The following is a 19,927-nucleotide window of genomic DNA, read 5'->3' on the forward strand; positions in this document are numbered from 1 at the left end:
GCAATTCTAAATGCAAATCATTAGTATTCGCATCCGAATTTTCGTTTTTACCCTACTCCGTCAGCAGGGTTGTGGTTTGCATGCCATTGCCCGCGCCGCCGGCAGTGGCATTGCCGGGGGCCTGCCGGTCCGGCGCCAGCGCGGCCAGCGCCTCGACCAGGCGGGCATCGCGCACGATGGCGTGATGGTCCACGCCGTCTAGCACGGCCTCGCGCAGCGGCGCGCCCTGCCATTGCGCCAGCCGCGCGGCGGCCCCGGCGCGGCCGGCGCGCCACCACACCGCCAGCGGCGCGCGCACCGGCGGCAGCGCGCGCAGCGCCCCGGCCAGCGTACCCAGGCGGTGGGCCGCCAGGAACATCTGCGCCAGCTCGTCGGCGCCCAGCGCCTGCTGCCGCGCCGGCGCGCCGGCCATCAGCGGCGCCAGCAGGGCGCGCACGGCCGCGGCGTCCGGCTCCGGCTCCGCGTCCACGTCCGCGCTGGCCGGCATCGGCAGCGGCGGCGCGTGCGGCAGCATGCGGCGGGCAAAATCGGCCAGCGCGGTCCGCCAGCGCGGCGCCGGCGCCGTGGCGCCGGCATCCGGCTGCGGCACGAACGGATCGACCAGCACCAGCCACTGCACCTGCTGGCCCTGCGCCTCCAGCTCGCGCGCCATCAGCGTGGCCAGCGTGGCGCCGAGCGACCAGCCCAGCAGCAGGTAAGGCCCCTGCGGCCGCGCCGCGCGCAGTTCGCGCACGTAGTCGCGCGCCATCGCCTCCAGCGAGGCGTCGCGCCAGTCCGGGTCCAGCAGCATGCGCGACTGCAGGCCGTAGACGGCGCGCCCGGCGCCGAGGCGGCGTGCGATCTCGTCGTAGTCGAACAGCGTGCCCAGCGCCGCGTGGACGCAGCACAGCGGCGCCGGCGCGGCGCCGGCCGGGCCCTGCGCCAGCACGCGCAGCGCGGCCGGCGGCGTGGCACCGGCCACCGGCGCGGCGGCGGCGTCCGGCAGCAGCTCGCCGATGGTCGGCGTGCGCATCAGGTCGCGCAGCTTCAGCGCCAGCCCCAGCGCCTTGTTGGCGCGCACGCGCGAAATCACTTTGAGGCTCAGCAGCGAGTCGCCGCCCAGCTCGAAGAAATGGTCGTCCAGCCCGACCCGCTCCACGCCCAGCACCTCCTGCCATACCTGCGCCAGCCAGCGCTGCGCCTCCGTGCGTGGCGCCACGTAGGGCCGCTCGCCCTCGGCGGCCGGCGCGGGCAGCGCGCGGCGGTCGAGCTTGCCGTTGGGCGTGAGCGGCAGCGCGGCGAGTTCGACGAAGGCGGCGGGGACCATGTAGTCGGGCAGTTGCGCGGCCAGCGCCGCGCGCAACGACGCTATGTTGATGGTGCTGCCTTCCGCTGGCACGACATAGGCAGCGAGCCGTGCGCCGGTCGGACTCTCCACCGCGATCACCGCCGCATTGGCGACACCCGCCTGCGCCAGCAAGCGCGCCTCGATCTCGCCCGGCTCGATGCGGAAGCCGCGGATCTTGAGTTGCTGGTCGATGCGTCCCAGGTATTCGAGTTGGCCGTCCGGCAGCCAGCGCGCGAGATCGCCGCTGCGGTAGAGGCGCGCGCCGCGGTCGGAGAACGGATCGGGCACGAAGCGCTCGGCGGTCATGCCGGGCCGGTTCAGGTAGCCGCGCGCGAGGCCCTCGCCACCGAGGTACAACTCCCCGGCCACGCCGGGCGGCACGAGATTGAGCTCGGCATCGAGCAGGTAAGAGCAGCGCGTGCCGACCGGGCGGCCGATCGGCGCATAGGTGCCGGCAAAATCGGCTTCCGGGCTGTCGGCGAGCACCTTCCATACCATCGGCGTGACCACCGTTTCGGTCGGGCCGTAGCCGTTGATGAAGGTGCGCGGTGCCAGCGCGCGGCGCGCCAGTTCGAAGGCGGGCCGCGGCATGGCCTCGCCACCGAAGGAGTAGAGCGAGACCTCGGGCCGCTGACCGCTCTGCGCGCACCACTCGGCAAGCTGCTTCAGGTAGGCGGGCGGAAAACCGGCGTTGGTGACGCGATGGCGGATCAGCGCTTCGCAGGTCTGCTCGGGCGTCCACAGCGCATCGTCGCGCAACACCAGAGATCCGCCACAGGCGAGCGCGCACAGCCAGCGCTCATGCGCGCCATCGAAGGCGAAGGACAGGAAATGGAGTTCGCGCGAATGCACACCCATTTCATAGGCTTCGATGGTGGCGGCCACGTGCATGGCAAGCGGTCCGTGGGAGACGCACACGCCTTTCGGCTGGCCGGTGGAGCCAGAGGTATAGATCAGATAGGCAAGCTGGCCGGGATGCACCGGCTGTTCAGGCAGCGCGGCGATGTTGTCGGGCACCATGTCGAGCGTCAGCACCGGCAGCGAAGCGGGCGCGGGCAGCGCATCGAGCAGGGCGGTCTCGGTGACGAGCAATGCAATCGCGCTGTCGCCGAACAGGTACGCCAGCCGCTCGGGCGGATAAGCCGGATCGAACGGCACGTAAGCCGCGCCGCTGCGCATGACGGCGAGCAGGGCGACGAGGATGTCGGGCGAGCGGGACAGCGCGATGCCGACGCGGCTCTCTGTGCCGATGCCGCGCGCGTGGAGCACGGCGGCGAGGCGGTCGGCGCGGGCGAGCAGTTCGCCGTAGCGCAGGGTCTGGTCGCCGCAGACCACGGCGATGGCGTCGGGCCTTGCGGCGGCATGGCGGGCGATGCGCTGGTGCACGGCGAGGCCGTCGGCGGGCGGCGCCTCGCCCTGGCCCAGCGCCAGCAGTTCGGCGGACGCCCGCGGGGCCAGCAGGCCCAGCGAGCCGAGCGCCTGCCCGGGCCGCGTGCTGATGGCTTCCAGCAGCGCCAGCAGCTGCGCGCGGATGCGCTCGACCTGGGCCTCGTCGAAGGCGCGCCGCATATAGGTGAAGCCTAGCCGCAGCGTCTGCCGCAGGCTCACTTCCACGTCCATCTCGTATTCGGTCAGGCCGGTGCTGGCGCGCGTCTCGATGGCCAGGCCGCTGCGCGCGGCCGGGGCCAGCGCGTCTTCCAGCGGGAAGTTCTCGAACACCAGGATGCTGTCGAACAGCCGCTGCCCGGGCTGGCCGCCCCAGCGCTGGATGTCGGACAGCGGCGTGTGCTCGTGCTCGCGCGCGGCCAGGTTGAAGCCCTGCAGCTCGCGCAGCCAGTCGCCCACGGCCTGCTCGGGGCGCGGCGCGGCGATCACCGGCAGGGTGTTGATGAACAGGCCCAGCATCTGCTGCGAGCCGGGCAGCTCCGCCGGGCGCCCGGCCACGGTGGCGCCGAACGCCACGCGGCGCTGGCCCGTATAGCGCTGCAACAGCAGCAGCCACGCGGCCTGCACCAGCGTGTTGACGGTGACTTTCTGCGCGCGCGCGAAGGCCGCCAGCCGCGCCGTCTGCGCGGCGTCGCATTCGTGCTGCAGGAGCCCGTAGCCGCTGCCGGCATCGGGCGCGGGCACGGCCTCGGCCAGCCGCGTCGGCGTGTCGAAGCCGCGCAGCTGCGCGCTCCAGAACGCCTGCGCCGCGCCGGCATCGCGGCCTTGCAGCCAGCCGATGTAGTCGGCGAAGCGGCCGGCGGCGGCGGGCACCGCCTCGCCGGCATACTGGCGCAGCACCTCGCCCAGCAGTTGCGCGGTGCTCCAGCCGTCGAGCAGCAGGTGGTGCACGGTCCAGACCAGGTGATGGCGGCGCGCGCCGGTGCGGATCAGCGCCAGGCGCATCAGCGGCGGGCGCTCGAGGTCGAAGCCGCGCGCGAGATCGTCGGCGGCGAAGCGGTCGAGCGCCGGCTCGCAACCGGCGGCGCGCGCGGACCAGTCCTCGTGCGTGACCGGCAGTTCCACTTCGCGCGCGACCCATTGCAGCGGCTGCTCGCCGCGCTGCAGGAAGCCGCTGCGCAGCGTGTCATGGCGCGCCAGCGCCGCGCGCCAGGCCAGCGCGAAGCGCGCCGCGTCCAGCCCGTCGATATCCACCCGCAACTGGTTCACGTAGGCGCCGCCGCCATCGGCCGCGCTGGCGCTGTGGTAGAGCATGCCGGCCTGCATCGGCGAGAGCGGATACAGGTCTTCCACCTCGGCGGGCGCCAGCCCCTGCGCCTGCAATGCGTCGAGCTGGTCCTGCCGCAGGCCTGCCAGCGGAAAGTCCTCGCTGCGCAGGCGCGTGCGCGGCGCGGCCGCGCGCGGCGCCGGTTGCGCGCTGGCGGCCGGCATGGCCAGCGGCACCAGTGCGGCCGCCACCGCGGCCAGCGTCTGCTGCTCGAACAGCTGCTTGGGCGTGAGCAGCCAGCCGGCGCCGCGCATCCTGGCCACGATCTGCAGGCTCAGGATGGAGTCGCCGCCCAGCTCGAAGAAATTGTCGGCGCGGCCCACGCGCGCCACCTTCAGCACCTGCGCCCAGGCCTCGGCCAGTTGCGTCTCGGCGGCGCCGGCGGGCGGCGCGAAGGCGGCGCTGCCGGCGAACTCCGGCGACGGCAGCGCGCGCCGGTCCAGCTTGCCGTTGGCGCTGACCGGCATCGCCTCCAGCACCAGCAGCGCGGCGGGCACCATGTAGTCCGGCAGCGCCTGCGCCAGCCACGCGCGCAGTTCGGCCACGTCCGGGCTGGCGCCGGCGGCGCCGACCACGTAGGCGGCCAGCCGCGCCGGACCTTCGCCGGCCGGCGCCACCACCACCGCCTCGCGCACGCCCGGGTGGGCCAGCAGGCGCGCCTCGATCTCGCCCAGCTCGATGCGCAGGCCGCGGATCTTGACCTGATGGTCCAGCCGCCCCAGGTACGCGATCTGCCCGTCCGCGCGGCGGCGCGCCAGGTCGCCGGTGCGGTACAGGCGCTCGCCCGCCGCGCCATGCGGATCGGCGACGAAGCGCTCGGCGGTCAGCGCGGCGCGGCCCAGGTAGCCGCGCGCCAGCCCCGCGCCGCCGAGGTACAGCTCGCCGGCCACGCCGTCGGGCAGCGGATGCAGCGCGCCGTCCAGTACGTGGGCGTCGACATTGGCGATGGGGCTGCCGATCGGCACCGCGCTGCCGCCGTCGTCGCGGCAGGTCCAGTGCGTGACGTCGATGGCCGCCTCGGTCGGCCCGTACAGGTTGTGCAGGCCGGCGTGCGGCAGCAGCGTCATGGCGCGCCGCGCCAGCGCCGCCGGCAGCGCCTCGCCGCTGCACACGATATGGCGCAGCGTGGCGCACGAGGCCGCCACCTCGTCGTGGGCGACGAAGGCCTGCAGCATGGCCGGCACGAAATGCAGCGTGGTCACGCCGTGGCGCGCGATCAGCGCGGCGATGCGCGCCGGGTCGCGATGGTCGCCGGGCGCGGCCAGCACCAGCCGCGCGCCGGTCATCAGCGGCCAGAAGAACTCCCACACCGAGACGTCGAAGCTGAACGGCGTTTTCTGCAGCACCGTGTCGCGCGCGCCGAGGCCGTATTGCGCCTGCATCCACCACAGCCGGTTGTGCAGCGCGCCGTGGCGGTTGCCCACGCCCTTGGGGCGGCCGGTGGAGCCGGAGGTGTAGATCACGTAGGCGAGGTGGTCGGGCAGCAGTACCGGCGCGGGGTCGTGGTCTGCGCCATCGGCTTCCTGCGCAGGCTGCGTCAGGTCGATCGTCTCGACCGCGCGCGGCAGCGTCGGCAGCAGGTCGGCGCGCTGCGTCAGCAGCAGGGCCACGCCGCTGTCGCCGATCATGTAGGCTAGGCGCTCGGCCGGATAGTCGGGATCGAACGGCACGTAGGCGCCGCCGGCCTTGAGGATGGCGAGCAGGGCGACGACCATCTCGACGGAACGCTCGGCCAGCACGCCGACCGGCACGTCGGGCCCCACGCCCCGCGCGATCAGGCGATGGGCGAGGCGGTTGGCGCGGCGGTTCAGCTCGGCGTAGCCGAGCTGCCGCGCGCCGAAGACCAGCGCAACGGCCTCGGGATGAGACGCGGCGCGCGCCTCGAACAGGCGGTGTACCGGCACCGGCGCCGGATAGGGCTGCGGGTTGCGGCCAAGCGCCAGCAGCGCGGGCTGTTCGGCGGGCGCCACCAGCGAGATGCCGCCGAGCAGCCGCGCCGCATCCTCGCTCATCTGCGCCATCACGGTCAGCAGCGCGCGCGCGAGGTCGGCGGCATGGGGCTCGCCCAGCAAGGCGCGGTCGAAGCGGCAGGTCAGGCGCAGCGTGTCGGTGTGGGCCAGCACCAGCGTCAGCGGGTAGTTGGTCTCGGCGCGGTTGCGCACGTCGGAGAATGCCAGCCCGCCCGGCGCGCAGCGCAGCGCGGCGTCCACCGGATAGTTCTCGAAGACGAGGATGGCGTCGAACAAGGCTTGCCCGCCTTGTCCGGCCCAGCGCTGGATTTCGTAGAGCGGCGTGTGTTCGTGCTCGCGCGTGGCGAGGTTGAGGGCCTGCACTTCGCGCAGCCAGTCGCCGACGGCTTGCTCTGGGCGCGGCGTGGCAATCACCGGCAGCGTGTTGATGAACAGGCCCAGCATCTGCTGGGAGCCGGGCAGGTCCGCCGGGCGCCCGGCGACGGTGGCGCCGAAGGCCACGCAGTCCTGTCCGGTATAGCGTTGCAGCAGCAACAGCCACGCGGCCTGTACAAGGGTGTTGAGCGTGACTTTCTGTGCGCGGGCGAATGCCATCAGCGCGGCGGTGCGGTCGGCATCGAGCGTGTGATGCTGCTCGGCATGGCCCTCGCCATGTTCGGGCGCGGGCAGCGCGGCCATCAGCCGTGTCGGGGTATCGAGCGCGGCCAGTTGCGCGGACCAGAAGGCGCGGCTCGCCTCCGCGTCGCGGCCTTGCAGCCAGCCGATGTAGTCGGCGAAGCGGCCGCCCGTGGCGGGCAGGGTTTCGCCGGCGTAGTGGCGCAGGACTTCACCGAGCAGTTGGGACGTGCTCCAGCCATCGAGCAGCAGATGGTGGACGGTCCAGAGCAGATGATGGCGACTGGCGCCGGTGCGGATCAGTGCGACGCGCATCAGCGGCGGACGTTCGAGGTCGAAGCCCTGCGCAAGCTGGCTATCGGCCAGCGTATCGAGCGCGTCGGCGATCCACGCCGGCTCGCGGTCCGACCAGTCCTCCATGACGACCGGCAGCGCGGCGTGGCGCGCGACCCATTGCAACGGCTGCTCGCCGCGATGGAGGAAACCGCAACGCAGGCTGTCATGGCGCGCGAGCGCGGCATGCCACGCGGCGGCGAAGCGCGTGGCATCGAGGCCGTCGATGTCGACGCGCAACTGGTTGGTGTAGGCGCTGCCCGCGGGCGCGTAGACGCTGTGGAACAGCATGCCCGCCTGCATGGGCGAGAGCGGATAGAGATCCTGCACCTGTGCCGGATCGAGGCCAAGGCCATCAAGCTGCGCCTGCGACAGCCGCGCGAGCGGGAAGTCCGATGGCGTGAAGCCGGCGGCCTCGTTCGACGCGCAATGCGCGATGACGGCAAGCAGTTCGGCGCGGTAGTCCTCGGCCAGCCGCTGCACGGTGGCGTGCTTGTGCCGCGCGCGGCTGAAGGCGAACGACAGCTTCAACTGCCCGCCGGACACCTGCCCGCTGATCGACAGCGGATGCGACAGCGGCGTTTGTTGGTCCTGGTTGGCGCCGGTTTCGCCGGTGCCCGGGCGCCAGGGGGTATCGCTGGCCAGGCTGGCGTCGAACTGGCCGAGGTAGTTGAACACGACCTCGGGCCTGGGCAGGGCGGCGATGGCGGCTTGCTGTTCGGCGGTGCCGAAGCGGCGCAGCAGGCCGAAGCCGATGCCCTCGCCGGGCACGGCGCGCAGTTGTTCCTTGACGGCCTTGATCGCGTCCGGCAGCGTGCCGGCGCCGTCGAGCGCAACGGGGAACAGCGTGGTGAACCAGCCCACGGTGCGGCTCAGGTCGAGCGCATCGTCGACACCGGCCACGCGGCCGTGGCTTTCGAGGTCGATCAACGTCCGCGCGTTGCCGCTCCAGCGCGCCAGCACGCGCGCGAGCGCGGTCAGCAGCAGGTCATTGATGCGGGTGCGGTAGGCGGCGGGCGCGTGCTGGAGCAGCGCTTGCGTGGCGTCGGCGGGCAGCGTCAGCGTGAGGCTGTCGCGTTCGGCGACGGTGAGCGAGTCGCTCGGGTCGTCGCAAGGCAGGGCAGCGGCCGCATTCGACAGCGCCTGCCAGTGCGGCAATTCCGACGCGCGCGAAGCGGCGTTGCGGCGCAAGGCTTCCGACCAGCGCTGACAGGAAGCGGTGCGCGCGGGCAGGGCGGCAGGCTCGCCGCCAGCCCGCTGCCGATACGCGGCCAGCAAGTCCTCGATCAGGATGCGCCAGGACACGCCATCGACCACAAGATGGTGAATCACCAGCAACAGTTGCCATTGACCCGCCGCGCCGTGCAGCGCGACGGCGCGCAGCAGCGGACCGTGCGCGAGATCGAGGCTGCGCTGCGCGGCCTCGCAATGGGCAATGCGCCCGGCGTCGTCGCCGAACTCGCGCACCCACAGCAGGTCCGGTGCCGCTTCCGCGTCCGCATAGGTCTGGACCCAGGCACCATCCGCCGGCGAGAACCGCAGCCGCAGCGCATCGTGATGGGCGACCAGATCGCCCAATGCCAGCGCCAGCGCCTGTGTATCGAGCGCCTCCCGGCAATCGAGCAAGACCGACTGGTTCCAGTGATGGCGCACCGGCATCGGCGTCTCGAAGAACGCGGCCTGGATCGGCAGCAGCGGCACGGCGCCGGTCGGCACCGTCTCATCCGCCACGCCATCGCGCGGCAGCGGCTGCGCGACGGTGGCGAGCTCGGCCAGCGTCTGGCGCTCGAACAACTGGCGCGGCGTCAGCAGCCAGCCGGCGGCGCGGGCGCGCGCGACGATCTGCAGGCTAAGGATGGAGTCGCCGCCCAGCTCGAAGAAATTGTCGGCGCGGCCCACGCGCGGCAGGCCGAGCACCTCGGCCCAGATGGCGGCAAGCGCGGCTTCCGCCGCGCCCGTGGGCGCGACGAATGCCTGCGTGCCGCCGAACTCGGGCGCGGGCAGCGCGCGGCGGTCGAGCTTGCCGTTGGGCGTGAGCGGCAGCGCGGCGAGCGCGACGAAGGCGGCGGGGACCATGTAGTCGGGCAGTTGCGCGGCCAGTGCCGCGCGCAACGACGCCACATCCACGACGCAACCCTCTGCCGGCACCACATAGGCAGCGAGTCGTGCGCCGGTCGGACTCTCCACCGCGATCACCGCCGCATTGGCGACACCCGCTTGCGCCAGCAAGCGCGCCTCGATCTCGCCCGGCTCGATGCGGAAGCCGCGGATCTTGAGTTGCTGGTCGATGCGACCCAGGTATTCGAGCTGGCCGTCGGGCAGCCAGCGCGCGAGATCGCCGCTGCGGTAGAGGCGCGCGCCGCCGTCGGAGAACGGATCGGGCACGAAGCGCTCGGCGGTCATGCCGGGCCGGTTCAGATAGCCGCGCGCGAGGCCATCGCCACCGAGGTACAACTCCCCGGCCACGCCTGGCGGCACGAGATTGAGCTCGGCATCGAGCAGGTAAGCGCAGCGCGCGCCGACCGGCCGGCCGATCGGGGCGTAGGTGCCGGCGAAATCGGCTTCCGGGCTGTCGGCGAGCACCTTCCACACCATCGGCGTGACCACCGTTTCGGTCGGGCCGTAGCCGTTGATGAAGGTGCGCGGTGCCAGCGCGCGGCGCGCCAGTTCGAAGGCAGGCCGCGGCATGGCCTCGCCGCCGAAGGAGTAGAGCGAGACCTCGGGCCGCTGACCGCTTTGCGCGCACCACTCGGCAAGCTGCTTCAGGTAGGCGGGCGGAAAACCGGCGTTGGTGACGCGATGGCGGATCAGCGCTTCGCAGGTCTGCTCGGGCGTCCACAGCGCATCGTCGCGCAACACTAGAGATCCGCCGCAGGCGAGCGCGCACAGCCAGCGCTCATGCGCGCCATCGAAGGCGAAGGACAGGAAATGGAGCTCGCGTGAATGCGCGCCCATTTCATAGGCTTCGATGGTGGCGGCCACGTGCATGGCAAGCGGGCCGTGGGAGACGCACACGCCTTTCGGCTGTCCGGTGGAGCCGGAGGTATAGATCAGATAGGCAAGCTGATCGCGGTGCACCGGCTGTTCAGGCAGCGCGGCGATGTTGTCGGGCATCATGTCGAGCGTCAGCACCGGCAGCGAGGCGGGCGCGGGCAGCGCATCGAGCAGGGCGGTCTCGGTGACAAGCAATGCAATCGCGCTGTCGCCGAACAGGTACGCCAGCCGTTCGGGCGGATAAGCCGGATCGAACGGGACATAGGCCGCGCCGCTGCGCATGACGGCGAGCAGGGCGATGAGGATGTCGGGCGAGCGGGACAGCGCGATGCCGACGCGGCTCTCGGCGCCGATGCCGCGCGCGTGGAGCACGGTGGCGAGGCGGTCGGCGCGGGCGAGTAGTTCGCCGTAGCGCAGGGTCTGGTCGCCGCAGATCACGGCGGTGGCGTCGGGCCTTGCGGCGGCATGGCGGGCGATGCGCTGGTGCACGGCGAGGCCATCGGCGGGCGGCGCTTCGCCCTGGCCCAGCGCCAGCAGCGCCGAGCGCTCGCCGGCATCGAGCAGCGCCACCGCGTCCAGCGCCACTTCGGGCGCCTCCGCCAGTTGCCGCAGCAGCCGCAGGTAGTGCGCGCCGAGCCGCGCCACGGTGGCGGCGTCGAACAGTTCGGCGGCGTAGTGGAAGCAGGCGCTGATGTGCCCGTCCGTGCTTTCGCGCGTGTCCAGCGTCAGTTCCAGCGCGGTGCTGCGCTCGCCGATGGGCGCGGTCTCCAGCACCAGCCCGGGCAGCTCGGCCAGCGCGGCGCGGTCGCTGCGGCGGTGGTTGTGCACCACCTGGAACAGCGGGTTGTAGCTCATGCTGCGCTCGGGCTGCAGCGCGTCCACCAGTTGCTCGAACGGCAGGTCCTGGTGCGCCTGCGCGCCGAGCACGGCGGCGCGCGCCTGTTCCAGCGCGGCGGCCAGCGGCTGGCGGCCGTCCAGGCGGCCGCGCACGATCTGGGTGTTGACGAACAGGCCGACCACGCCTTCGGTCTCGATGCGGTTGCGGTTGGCCACCGGCACGCCCACGCACAGGTCGCGGCTGCCGGCATGGCGGTAGAGCAGGGCCTGGAAGCCAGCCAGCAGCACCATGAACAGCGTGGCGCCGTGCGCGCGCCCGCGCTCGCGCAGCGCCTGCGCCAGCGCGTCGGGGATCCCGATGTCGAGGCGGTGAGCCTGGTAGACGGCGGCGGCCGGGCGCGGGCGGTCGGTGGGCAGCGCCAGCACGGCGGGCGCGTCGGCCAGTTGCGCGCGCCAGTAGGCCAGTTGCCGCTCCTGCTCGCCGGCTTCCAGCCAGTTGCGCTGCCACGCGGCATAGTCGGCGTAGCCGACCGGCAACGCCGGCAGGCTGGCGGCATCGCCCAGCAGGTGCGCGCGGTAGCAGGCCGCCAGCTCGTCGATCAGCAACTGCATCGACCAGCCGTCCGAGACGATGTGGTGCATCACCAGCAGCAGCCGGTGTTCGTCTTCGCCCAGCCGCAGCAGGCGCACGCGCAGCAGCGGCGCGCTGCCGAGGTCGAAGGGCTGGCCGGCCAGCTCGGCGGCGATGGCGTCGGCGCGCGCGGCGCGGGCCTGCGGCGTGGCTTCGGCCGCGCCGCCCTGGTACAGGTCCAGCAGCGGCATGGCCAGCGCGGCGGCGGGCAGTACGCGCTGGCGCACCTCGCCGGCGGCGTCGGCCACGAAGGCGGTGCGCAGCGCGGCGTGGCGCTGCGCCAGCGTGGCGAAGGCCGCGCCCAGCGCCGCCACGTCGAGGCGGCCGCGCAGGCTGACGCCGCTGCTGATGTGGTAAGCCGCGCTGGCCGGCTCGAACTGGTGCAGGAACCACTGGCGCTGCTGGGCGTAGGACAGCGGCGCGCCGGCGGCATCGTCACCGCCTTGCGGCAGCGCAGGAATCGGCAGTTGCGAGAAGGCGATGCCCTGCTCGGCCATCTTGTCGAGGAACGCGCGGCGCTGCGCCGGCGCCAGCGTGGCAAAGCGCGCGGCCAGGCGGGCCGCGGTGTTGGCTTCGATCATTCAGACTGCCTCCAGGGTATTGGCGAACGCTTCCAGTTCCAGCAGCGCGCTTTCGTCGGCGTGGCGGGTCTGGCCGTCCAGCGCGGCGGCCAGCTCGGCCAGCGTGGCGGCGCCGAACAGCAGGTGCAGCGGCGCGTCGATGCGCAGTTCGCCTTGGATTCGGGATAGAAGCTGCACGGCCAGCAGGGAGTGGCCGCCCAGCATGAAGAAGTTGTCGTGGCGGCCTACCTGCGGCAGGTCCAGCAGCTCGCGCCAGATCGCCGCGAGCCGCGTTTCCAGCTCGCCCTGCGGCGCCTGCGCGGCCGCATCGGTGGCGGCGCCCGTGCTGGCCGGCGGCAGCGCGCGCCGGTCCAGCTTGCCGTTGGCGGTGAGCGGCAGCGCGTCCAGCATCACGATGGCGGCAGGCACCATGTGCGCGGGCAGCGTGGCGGCCAGCGCCTGCCGCAGCGCGGCGGGCGCCGGCGCGTGGCCAGCAGCGGCGACGGCATAGGCGACCAGTTGTGGTCCGCCGCCATTGCCGATGGCTTGCGCCACCACCACGGCCTGCCGCACGCCCGGCAGCGCGCGCAGCCGCGCGGCGATCTCGCCGGGCTCCACGCGGAAGCCGCGGATCTTGACCTGATCGTCGATGCGGCCCAGGTAGGCCAGCATGCCGTCGGCGCCGCGCCGCACGCGGTCGCCGCTGCGGTACAGGCGCGCGCCGCCGTCCGAGAACGGATCGGGCACGAAGCGCCCGGCGGTCAGCGCGGCGCGGCCCAGGTAGCCGCGCGCGAGGCCGGGGCCGCCCAGGTAGAGCTCGCCGGCCACGCCGTCGGGCAGCGGCTGCAGCGCGCCGTCCAGCACGTAGGCGGTGGCGTTGCCCAGCGGCGTGCCGAGCGGCAGGCCCGGCGCCTGCGCGCCCGCCGGCGGCGCGCTGCCGGCCACGTGCAGCAGCACGCCCACGGTGCTCTCGGTCGGGCCATAGTGATTGACCAGCCGGCATTGCGGGCGCGCCGCGTGCAGGCGCGCGCGCAGCGCGGCGCCGGTGGCCTCGCCGCCCAGCAGCAGCGTGTGGGCCGGCAGCACGTCGGCCGCGCTGGCGCCCGCGGCGCCGGCGCCGTCCAGCAGCGCTTGCAGATGGCTGGGCACGATCTTCAGCACGTCGATGCGGTGGCCGGCCATGTAGCGCGCGAAGGCCGCGGCGTCGAACACGCAGCGGCGCGGCGGCAGGTGCAGCGCCGCGCCGCTGGCCAGCGCGCCGAACAGCACGGTGTGGCCGAGGTCGGCCGCCGGCGTCGACACCATCGCCATGCGCAGGCCGGGCGGCAGCGCGAGTGGCGCCAGCACGCCGTGCAGGTAGTTGCCGAGCGCGCCGTGGGCAATGCCCACGCCCTTGGGCTGGCCGGTGGAACCCGAGGTGTAGATCACGTAGGCGAGGTGGTCGGGCAGCAGTACCGGCGCGGGGTCGTGGTCTGCGCCATCGGTTGCCTGCGCAGGCTGCGTCAGGTCGATTACCTCGACCGCGCGCGGCGGCGTCGGCAGCAGGTCGGCGCGCTGCGCCAGCAGCAGGGCCACGCCGCTGTCGCCGATCATGTAGGCGAGGCGCTCGGCGGGGTAGTCGGGATCGAACGGCACGTAGGCGCCGCCGGCCTTGAGGATGGCGAGCAGGGCGACGACCATCTCGACGGAACGCTCGGCCAGCACGCCGACCGGCACGTCGGGCCCCGCGCCCCGCGCGATCAGGCGATGGGCAAGGCGGTTGGCGCGGCGGTTCAGTTCGGCGTAGGTGAGCGTCTGTCCGTCGGCTTCCAGCGCGATGGCGTCCGGCTGCCGGCCAGCGTGCGCCTCGAACAGGCGATGCGCCGGCACGAACGCCGGGTAGGCCTGCGGATTGCGGCCCAATGCCAGCAGGCGGGCCTGCTGGTCTTGCGGCACCGGCGCGACTTGTCCCAGCGGGCGGGCGCCGTCCTCGCTCATCCGCGTCATCAGCGCGAACAGGCTTTGCGCCAGCATTTGCGCATGCGGCTCGCCCAGCCTTGCGCGGTCGAAGCGGCAGGTCAGGCGCAGCGTGTCGGTGTGGGCGAGGACCAGCGTCAGCGGGTAGTTGGTCTCGGCGCGGTTGCGCACGTCGGAGAACGCCAGCCCGCCCGGCGCGCGGCGCAGCGCGGCGTCCACCGGGTAGTTCTCGAAGACGAGGATGGCGTCGAACAGCGCTTGCCCGCCTTGTCCGGCCCAGCGCTGGATTTCGTAGAGCGGGGTGTGTTCGTGCTCGCGCGTGGCGAGGTTGAGGGCCTGCACTTCGCGCAGCCAGTCGCCGACGGCTTGCTCGGGGCGCGGCGTGGCAATCACCGGCAGCGTGTTGATGAACAGGCCCAGCATCTGCTGGGAGCCGGGCAGGTCTGCCGGGCGCCCGGCGACGGTGGCGCCGAAGGCCACGCAGTCCTGTCCGGTATAGCGCTGCTGCAGCAGCAGCCACGCGGCTTGCACGAGGGTGTTGAGCGTGACCTTCTGCGCGCGGGCAAACGCCGCCAACGCGGCGGTACGGTCGGCATCGAGCAGATGATGCTGCTCGGCATGGCCTTCGCCATGTTCAGGCGCGGGCAGCGCGGCCATCAGCCGGGTCGGGGTATCGAGCGCGGCCAGTTGCGCGGACCAGAACGCGCGGCTCGCCTCGGCATCGCGGCCTTGCAGCCAGCCGATATAGTCGGCGAAGCGGCCGCCGGTGGCGGGCAGGGTTTCGCCGGCGTAGTGGCGCAGGACTTCACCGAGCAGTTGGGATGTGCTCCAGCCATCGAGCAGCAGATGGTGGACGGTCCAGAGCAGATGATGGCGACTGGCGCCGGTGCGGATCAGCGCGACGCGCATCAGCGGAGGGCGTTCGAGGTCGAAGCCTTGCGCCAGTTGATCGGCGGCAAGCTGGTCGAGATCACGCTGGCATTGCGTTGCATCGCGCTCCGACCAGTCCTCCGTGACGACCGGCAGCGTGACATGGCGCGCGACCCACTGCAACGGCTGCTCGCCGCGATGGAGGAAGCCGCAACGCAGGCTGTCATGGCGCGAGAGCGCGGCATGCCACGCGGCGGCGAAGCGCGTGGCATCGAGGCCGTCGATGTCGACGCGCAACTGGTTGGTGTAAGCGCTGCCCGCGGGCGCGTAGACGCTGTGGAACAGCATGCCGGCCTGCATGGGCGACAGCGGATACAGATCCTGCACCTGCGCGGGATCGAGACCGAGGCCGTCAAGCTGCGCCTGCGACAGCCGCGCGAGCGGGAAGTCCGATGGCGTGAAACCGGCGGCTTCGTTCGACGTGCAATGCGCGATGACGGCAAGCAGTTCGGCGCGGTAATCCTCGGCCAGCCGCTGGACGGTGGCGTGCTTGTGCCGCGCGCGGCTGAAGGCAAAGGACAGACGCAGCTCGCCGCCATGCACCTGCCCGCTGACCGACAGCGGATGCGACAGTGGCGCGCTGGCATCCTGGCCGGCGCCGGTGTTGCCGAAAGCGGGTTGCCACGGCGTGCCTTCGGCGAGGCTGGCGTCGAACTGGCCGAGGTAGTTGAACACGACCTCGGGCTTGGGGATCGCCGCGATGGCGGCTTGCTGTTCGGCGGTGCCGAAGCGGCGCAGCAGGCCGAAGCCGATGCCCTCGCCGGGCACGGCGCGCAATTGTTCCTTGACGGCCTTGATCGCGTCCGGCAGTGCGCCGGCACCATCGAGCGCAACGGGGAACAGCGTGGTGAACCAGCCCACGGTGCGGCTCAGGTCGAGCGCATCGTCGACACCGGCCACGCGGCCGTGGCTTTCGAGGTCGATCAGTGTCCGCGCGTTGCCGCTCCAGCGCGCCAGCACGCGCGCGAGCGCGGTCAGCAGCAGGTCGTTGATGCGGGTGCGGTAGGCGGCGGGCGCGTGCTGGAGCAGCGCCTGGGTGGCGTCGGCGGGCAGTATCAGCGTGAGGCTGTCGCGTTCGGCGACGGTGAGCGAGCCGCTCGGATCGTCGCAAGGCAATTCGGCGGCTGTGCCGGACAGGGCCAGCCAATGCGGCAGCTCATCCGCGCGCGATGCCGTATTCCGCCGCAGCGCCTCCGACCAGCGCTGGCAGGACGCCGTGCGGGCGGGCAGCGCGGCCGGCTGGCCGGAGCGGCGCTGCTGGTAGGCGGCCAGCAGGTCTTCGATCAGGATGCGCCAGGACACGCCATCGACCACAAGATGGTGAATCACCAGCAGCAGTTGCCATTGGCCCGCCGCGCCGTGCAGCACGACGGCGCGCAGCAGCGGACCGTGCGCGAGATCGAGGCTGCGCTGCGCCGCTTCGCAATGGGCAATGCGTTCGGTCTCGTTCGGGAACTCGCGTACCCACAGCAAGTCCGGCGCGGTTTCCGCGTCCGCATAGGTCTGGACCCAGGCACCATCCGCCGGCGAGAACCGCAGCCGCAGCGCATCGTGGTGCGCGACCAGATCGCCCAACGCCAGCGACAGCGCCGCCGTATCGGGTGCCTCGCGGCAATCGAGCAGCACGGATTGGTTCCAGTGCCGGCGGCGTTCCATCGGCATGGCGAAGAAATCCGCCTGGATCGGCAGCAGCGGCACGGCGCCGGTTGGCACGGCTTCTTCGGCCGCGCCATCGCGCGGCAGCGGCTGCGCGACGGTGGCGAGCTCGGCCAGCGTCTGGCGCTCGAACAACTGGCGCGGCGTCAGCAGCCAGCCGGCGGCGCGGGCGCGCGCGACGATCTGCAGGCTGAGGATGGAGTCGCCGCCCAGCTCGAAGAAATTGTCGGCGCGGCCCACGCGCGGCAGGCCGAGCACCTCGGTCCAGATGGCGGCAAGCGCGGTTTCCGCCTCGCCCGCGGGCGCGACGAATGCCTGCGTGCCGCCGAACTCGGGCGCGGGCAGCGCATGGCGGTTGAGCTTGCCGTTGGGCGTGAGCGGCAGCGCCGTGAGCACGACAAAGGCAGCGGGGACCATGTAGTCGGGCAGTTGCTCGGCCAGCGCCGCGCGCAACGACGCTACGTCGATGACCGCGTTCTCCGCCGGCACCACGTAGGCAGCGAGTCGTGAGCCGGTCGGCCCCTCCACCGCAATTACCGCTGCATTGGCCACGCCGTCCTGCGCCAGCAAGCGCGCCTCGATCTCGCCCGGCTCGATGCGGAAGCCGCGGATCTTGAGTTGCTGGTCGATGCGTCCCAGGTATTCGAGTTGCCCGTCCGGCAGCCAGCGCGCGAGGTCGCCGCTGCGGTAGAGGCGCGCGCCGCCGTCGGAGAACGGATCGGGCACGAAGCGCTCCGCAGTGAGGCCGGGCCGGTTCAGGTAGCCGCGCGCGAGGCCGTCGCCACCCACGTACAGTTCGCCCGCCACGCCCGGCGGCACCGGGTTGAGGCTGGCGTCGAGCACGCGCACGCCCAGGTCGGGAATGCACTCGCCGATGGGGCTGCGCGCGCCGTGGCGCGGGTCGAGGTCGGCCAGCGCGATGGGGCGGAAGGTCACGTGCACCGTGGTTTCGGTGATGCCGTACATATTGACGAGGCGCGGCGCGGCGTCGCCGAAGCGCTCCAGCCAGGGCCGCAGCGCCTGCGGCTCTAGCGCCTCGCCGCCGAAGATCACGTGGCGCAGCGCCAGCGGCTGCGCGCAGGCCTCGGGCTGGGCCAGCAGCGCGCGGAACGCGGACGGGGTCTGGTTGAGCACGGTGACGCGCTCGCGCCGCAGCAGCGCGAGGAAGTCCTGCGGCGCGCGGCTGACCAGGAACGGCACGATCACCAACTGGCCGCCGTGGCACAGCGCGCCGAAGATTTCCCATACGGAAAAATCGAAGGCGTAGGAGTGGAACAGGGTCCAGACATCGTCTTGGCCGAAGCCGAACCAGTCCTGCGTGGCGGCCAGCAGGCGCGACAGGTTGCCGTGCTGCAATTGCGCGCCCTTGGGGCGGCCGGTGGAACCGGAGGTGTAGATCACGTAGGCGAGATGGTCGGGCCGCACCGGCACGTCCGGCGCGTGTTCGGGCCAGTCCGCGCGCTCCGCTTCGGCGGCGTCGAGCAGCACCACCGGCAGGCCGGCGCGCCGCGGCAGCAGGTCTTGCAGCGCGGGCTGGGCGAGCAGCGCGGCGATGCCGCTGTCGTCGAACAGGTAAGCCAGCCGCTCGGCCGGATAGGCGGGGTCGAACGGCACGTAGGCACCGCCGGCCTTGAGGATGGCCAGCAGGCCGACGATCATCTCGGGCGAGCGCTCGGCGGCGATGCCCACGCGCACTTCCGGGCCCACGCCGAGCGCGATCAGGCGGTGCGCGAGGCGGTTGGCGCGGCGTTCCAGCTCGCCGTAGCTGATGGTGGCGTCGCCGTGGCGCAGCGCCACCGCGTCGGGGCGGGCCTCGGCCTGACGCTGGATCAGGCGGTGCGCGGGCGCGAGGCCGGCAAAGCGGCGCCGCGGCTGGCCGGCGGCGTGCTGCATGGCGAGCGCGGCGCGGTCGTCGGCATGGCCGTCCGCGTCCAGCAGCGGCGTGGCGGTCAGCGGCAGTTCGGGATGGCGCAGCATGCCGTCGAGCTGCGCGACGTAGTGGCGGGCCAGGCGCTGCGCGGTGGCGGCGTCGAACAGCGCGCTGTCGTATTCGAGGCTGATGTGGATGCTGTCTGCGTGCGTCCCGGCGTGCGTCCCGGCGTGCGTTTCGACGTCGAGGATCAGGTCGAACTTGGCGCCGGTCTCGCGGGCCTCGATGGCCTCGGTGCGCAGGCCCGGCAGCGCGAATGCCTGCGCGCCGGCGCGCAGGTTGAACATGACCTGGAACAGCGGGCTGCGGCCGGCGTCGCGCGGCACCTGCATGCTGTCGAGCAGCACCTCGAACGGCAGTTCGGCGTTGGCCAGCGCGCCCAGCGCGTCGGCGCGCACGCGCTCGCACAGCGCGCCGGCGCTGACGCCGGGCCCGGTGCGCGAGCGGTAGACGTGGGTGTTGGCGAAGAAGCCGACCACGTCGTCCAGCCCCGGCTCGCCGCGTCCCGCGTGCGGCACGCCGATGGCGAAATCGTGCTGGCCGGCATGGCGCGCGAGCAGCGCCTGCCAGGCGGCCAGCATCACCACGAACGGCGTGCAGCGCCGGGCCACGCAGAATGCGCGCACGGCGCCGGCCTGCGCGGGCGGCAGCGCCATGTCGACGCGGCGCGCGAGGTGCTGCGCGGCCGGCGCGCCGTGCGGCCGGTCGACCGGCAGTTGCAGCGCGGGGACGTGGCTGCCCAGGCTGGCCTGCCACCACGCGCGCTGCGCGTCGAGCGCGCCGCTGTCGAGCTGTTCGCGCTGGCGGCGCGCGTGGGCGGCGAAGGTGGCGGCGGGCGGCGGCAGTTGCACGTCCGCGCCGGACGCCGCCTGCGCATAGGCGGTGGCGAGGTCGCGCGCGATCACGGCGTTGGAGACCGCGTCGGAGACGATGTGGTGCAGCGACAGCAGCAGCACGTGCTCGTCGTCGGCGCGGGCCAGCAGCGTGGCGCGCAGCAGCGGCGCGCGGGACAGGTCGAAGGCGCGCGCGGCCTCGGCGTCGATGCGCGCGCGCAGCGCGGCTTCGCCGGCGGCGAGCGGCTCGTGGCCCAGCGCGAACGGCGGCGCGCTCTCCACCACCTGCCGCGGCGGCTGGCCCGGCGCGCCGTCGGCGGCGAAGCGGGTGCGCAGCGCGGGATGGCGGTCGACCACGGCGCGCAGCGCGGCGGCCAGCGCGGCGCGGTCGAGCCGGCCATGCAGGCGGAACGCGCGGGTCTGGTTGTAGGCGGTGCTGCCGGGCTCGTATTGCAGCAGGAACCAGAGCCGCTGCTGGGAGAAGGACATGGGGGACATGGGCGACGGCAAGGCGCCGCCATCGCCGCTGTCATTGCCGGCGGTGGCTTGTTCGGCCTCGTCTTCCAGCAGCAGCGCCAGCAGCGCGGCGTCCTGCTGGCGGGTCGGGGATTGCGTCATGGGGGCTGTCCTGTACGGTGAGCT

2 protein-coding genes are annotated in these 19,927 nt (G+C 72.9%); both read right to left on the minus strand.

The features are described from left to right. Nucleotides 1-52 precede the first annotated feature (52 nt). Entirely contained in the window at nt 53-12,001 is an 11,949-nt protein-coding gene (locus ACWTPI_RS24490) for an amino acid adenylation domain-containing protein (protein ID WP_454732997.1), read from the minus strand. After that, the gene (locus tag ACWTPI_RS24495) at nt 12,002-19,903 is read right to left on the minus strand and encodes an amino acid adenylation domain-containing protein (RefSeq protein WP_454732998.1); all 7,902 of its coding nucleotides are present in this window, start codon (nt 19,901-19,903) and stop codon (nt 12,002-12,004) included. Between the last annotated feature and the right edge of the window lie 24 nt (nt 19,904-19,927).

This window comes from Cupriavidus ulmosensis (assembly GCF_977008105.1).

Bases quoted from the DNA above. Each gene is read 5' to 3' on its own strand.
- ACWTPI_RS24490 (WP_454732997.1), bottom strand. From the start codon at position 12,001: ATGATCGAAGCCAACACCGCGGCCCGCCTGGCCGCGCGCTTTGCCACG.
- ACWTPI_RS24495 (WP_454732998.1), bottom strand. From the start codon at position 19,903: ATGACGCAATCCCCGACCCGCCAGCAGGACGCCGCGCTGCTGGCGCTG.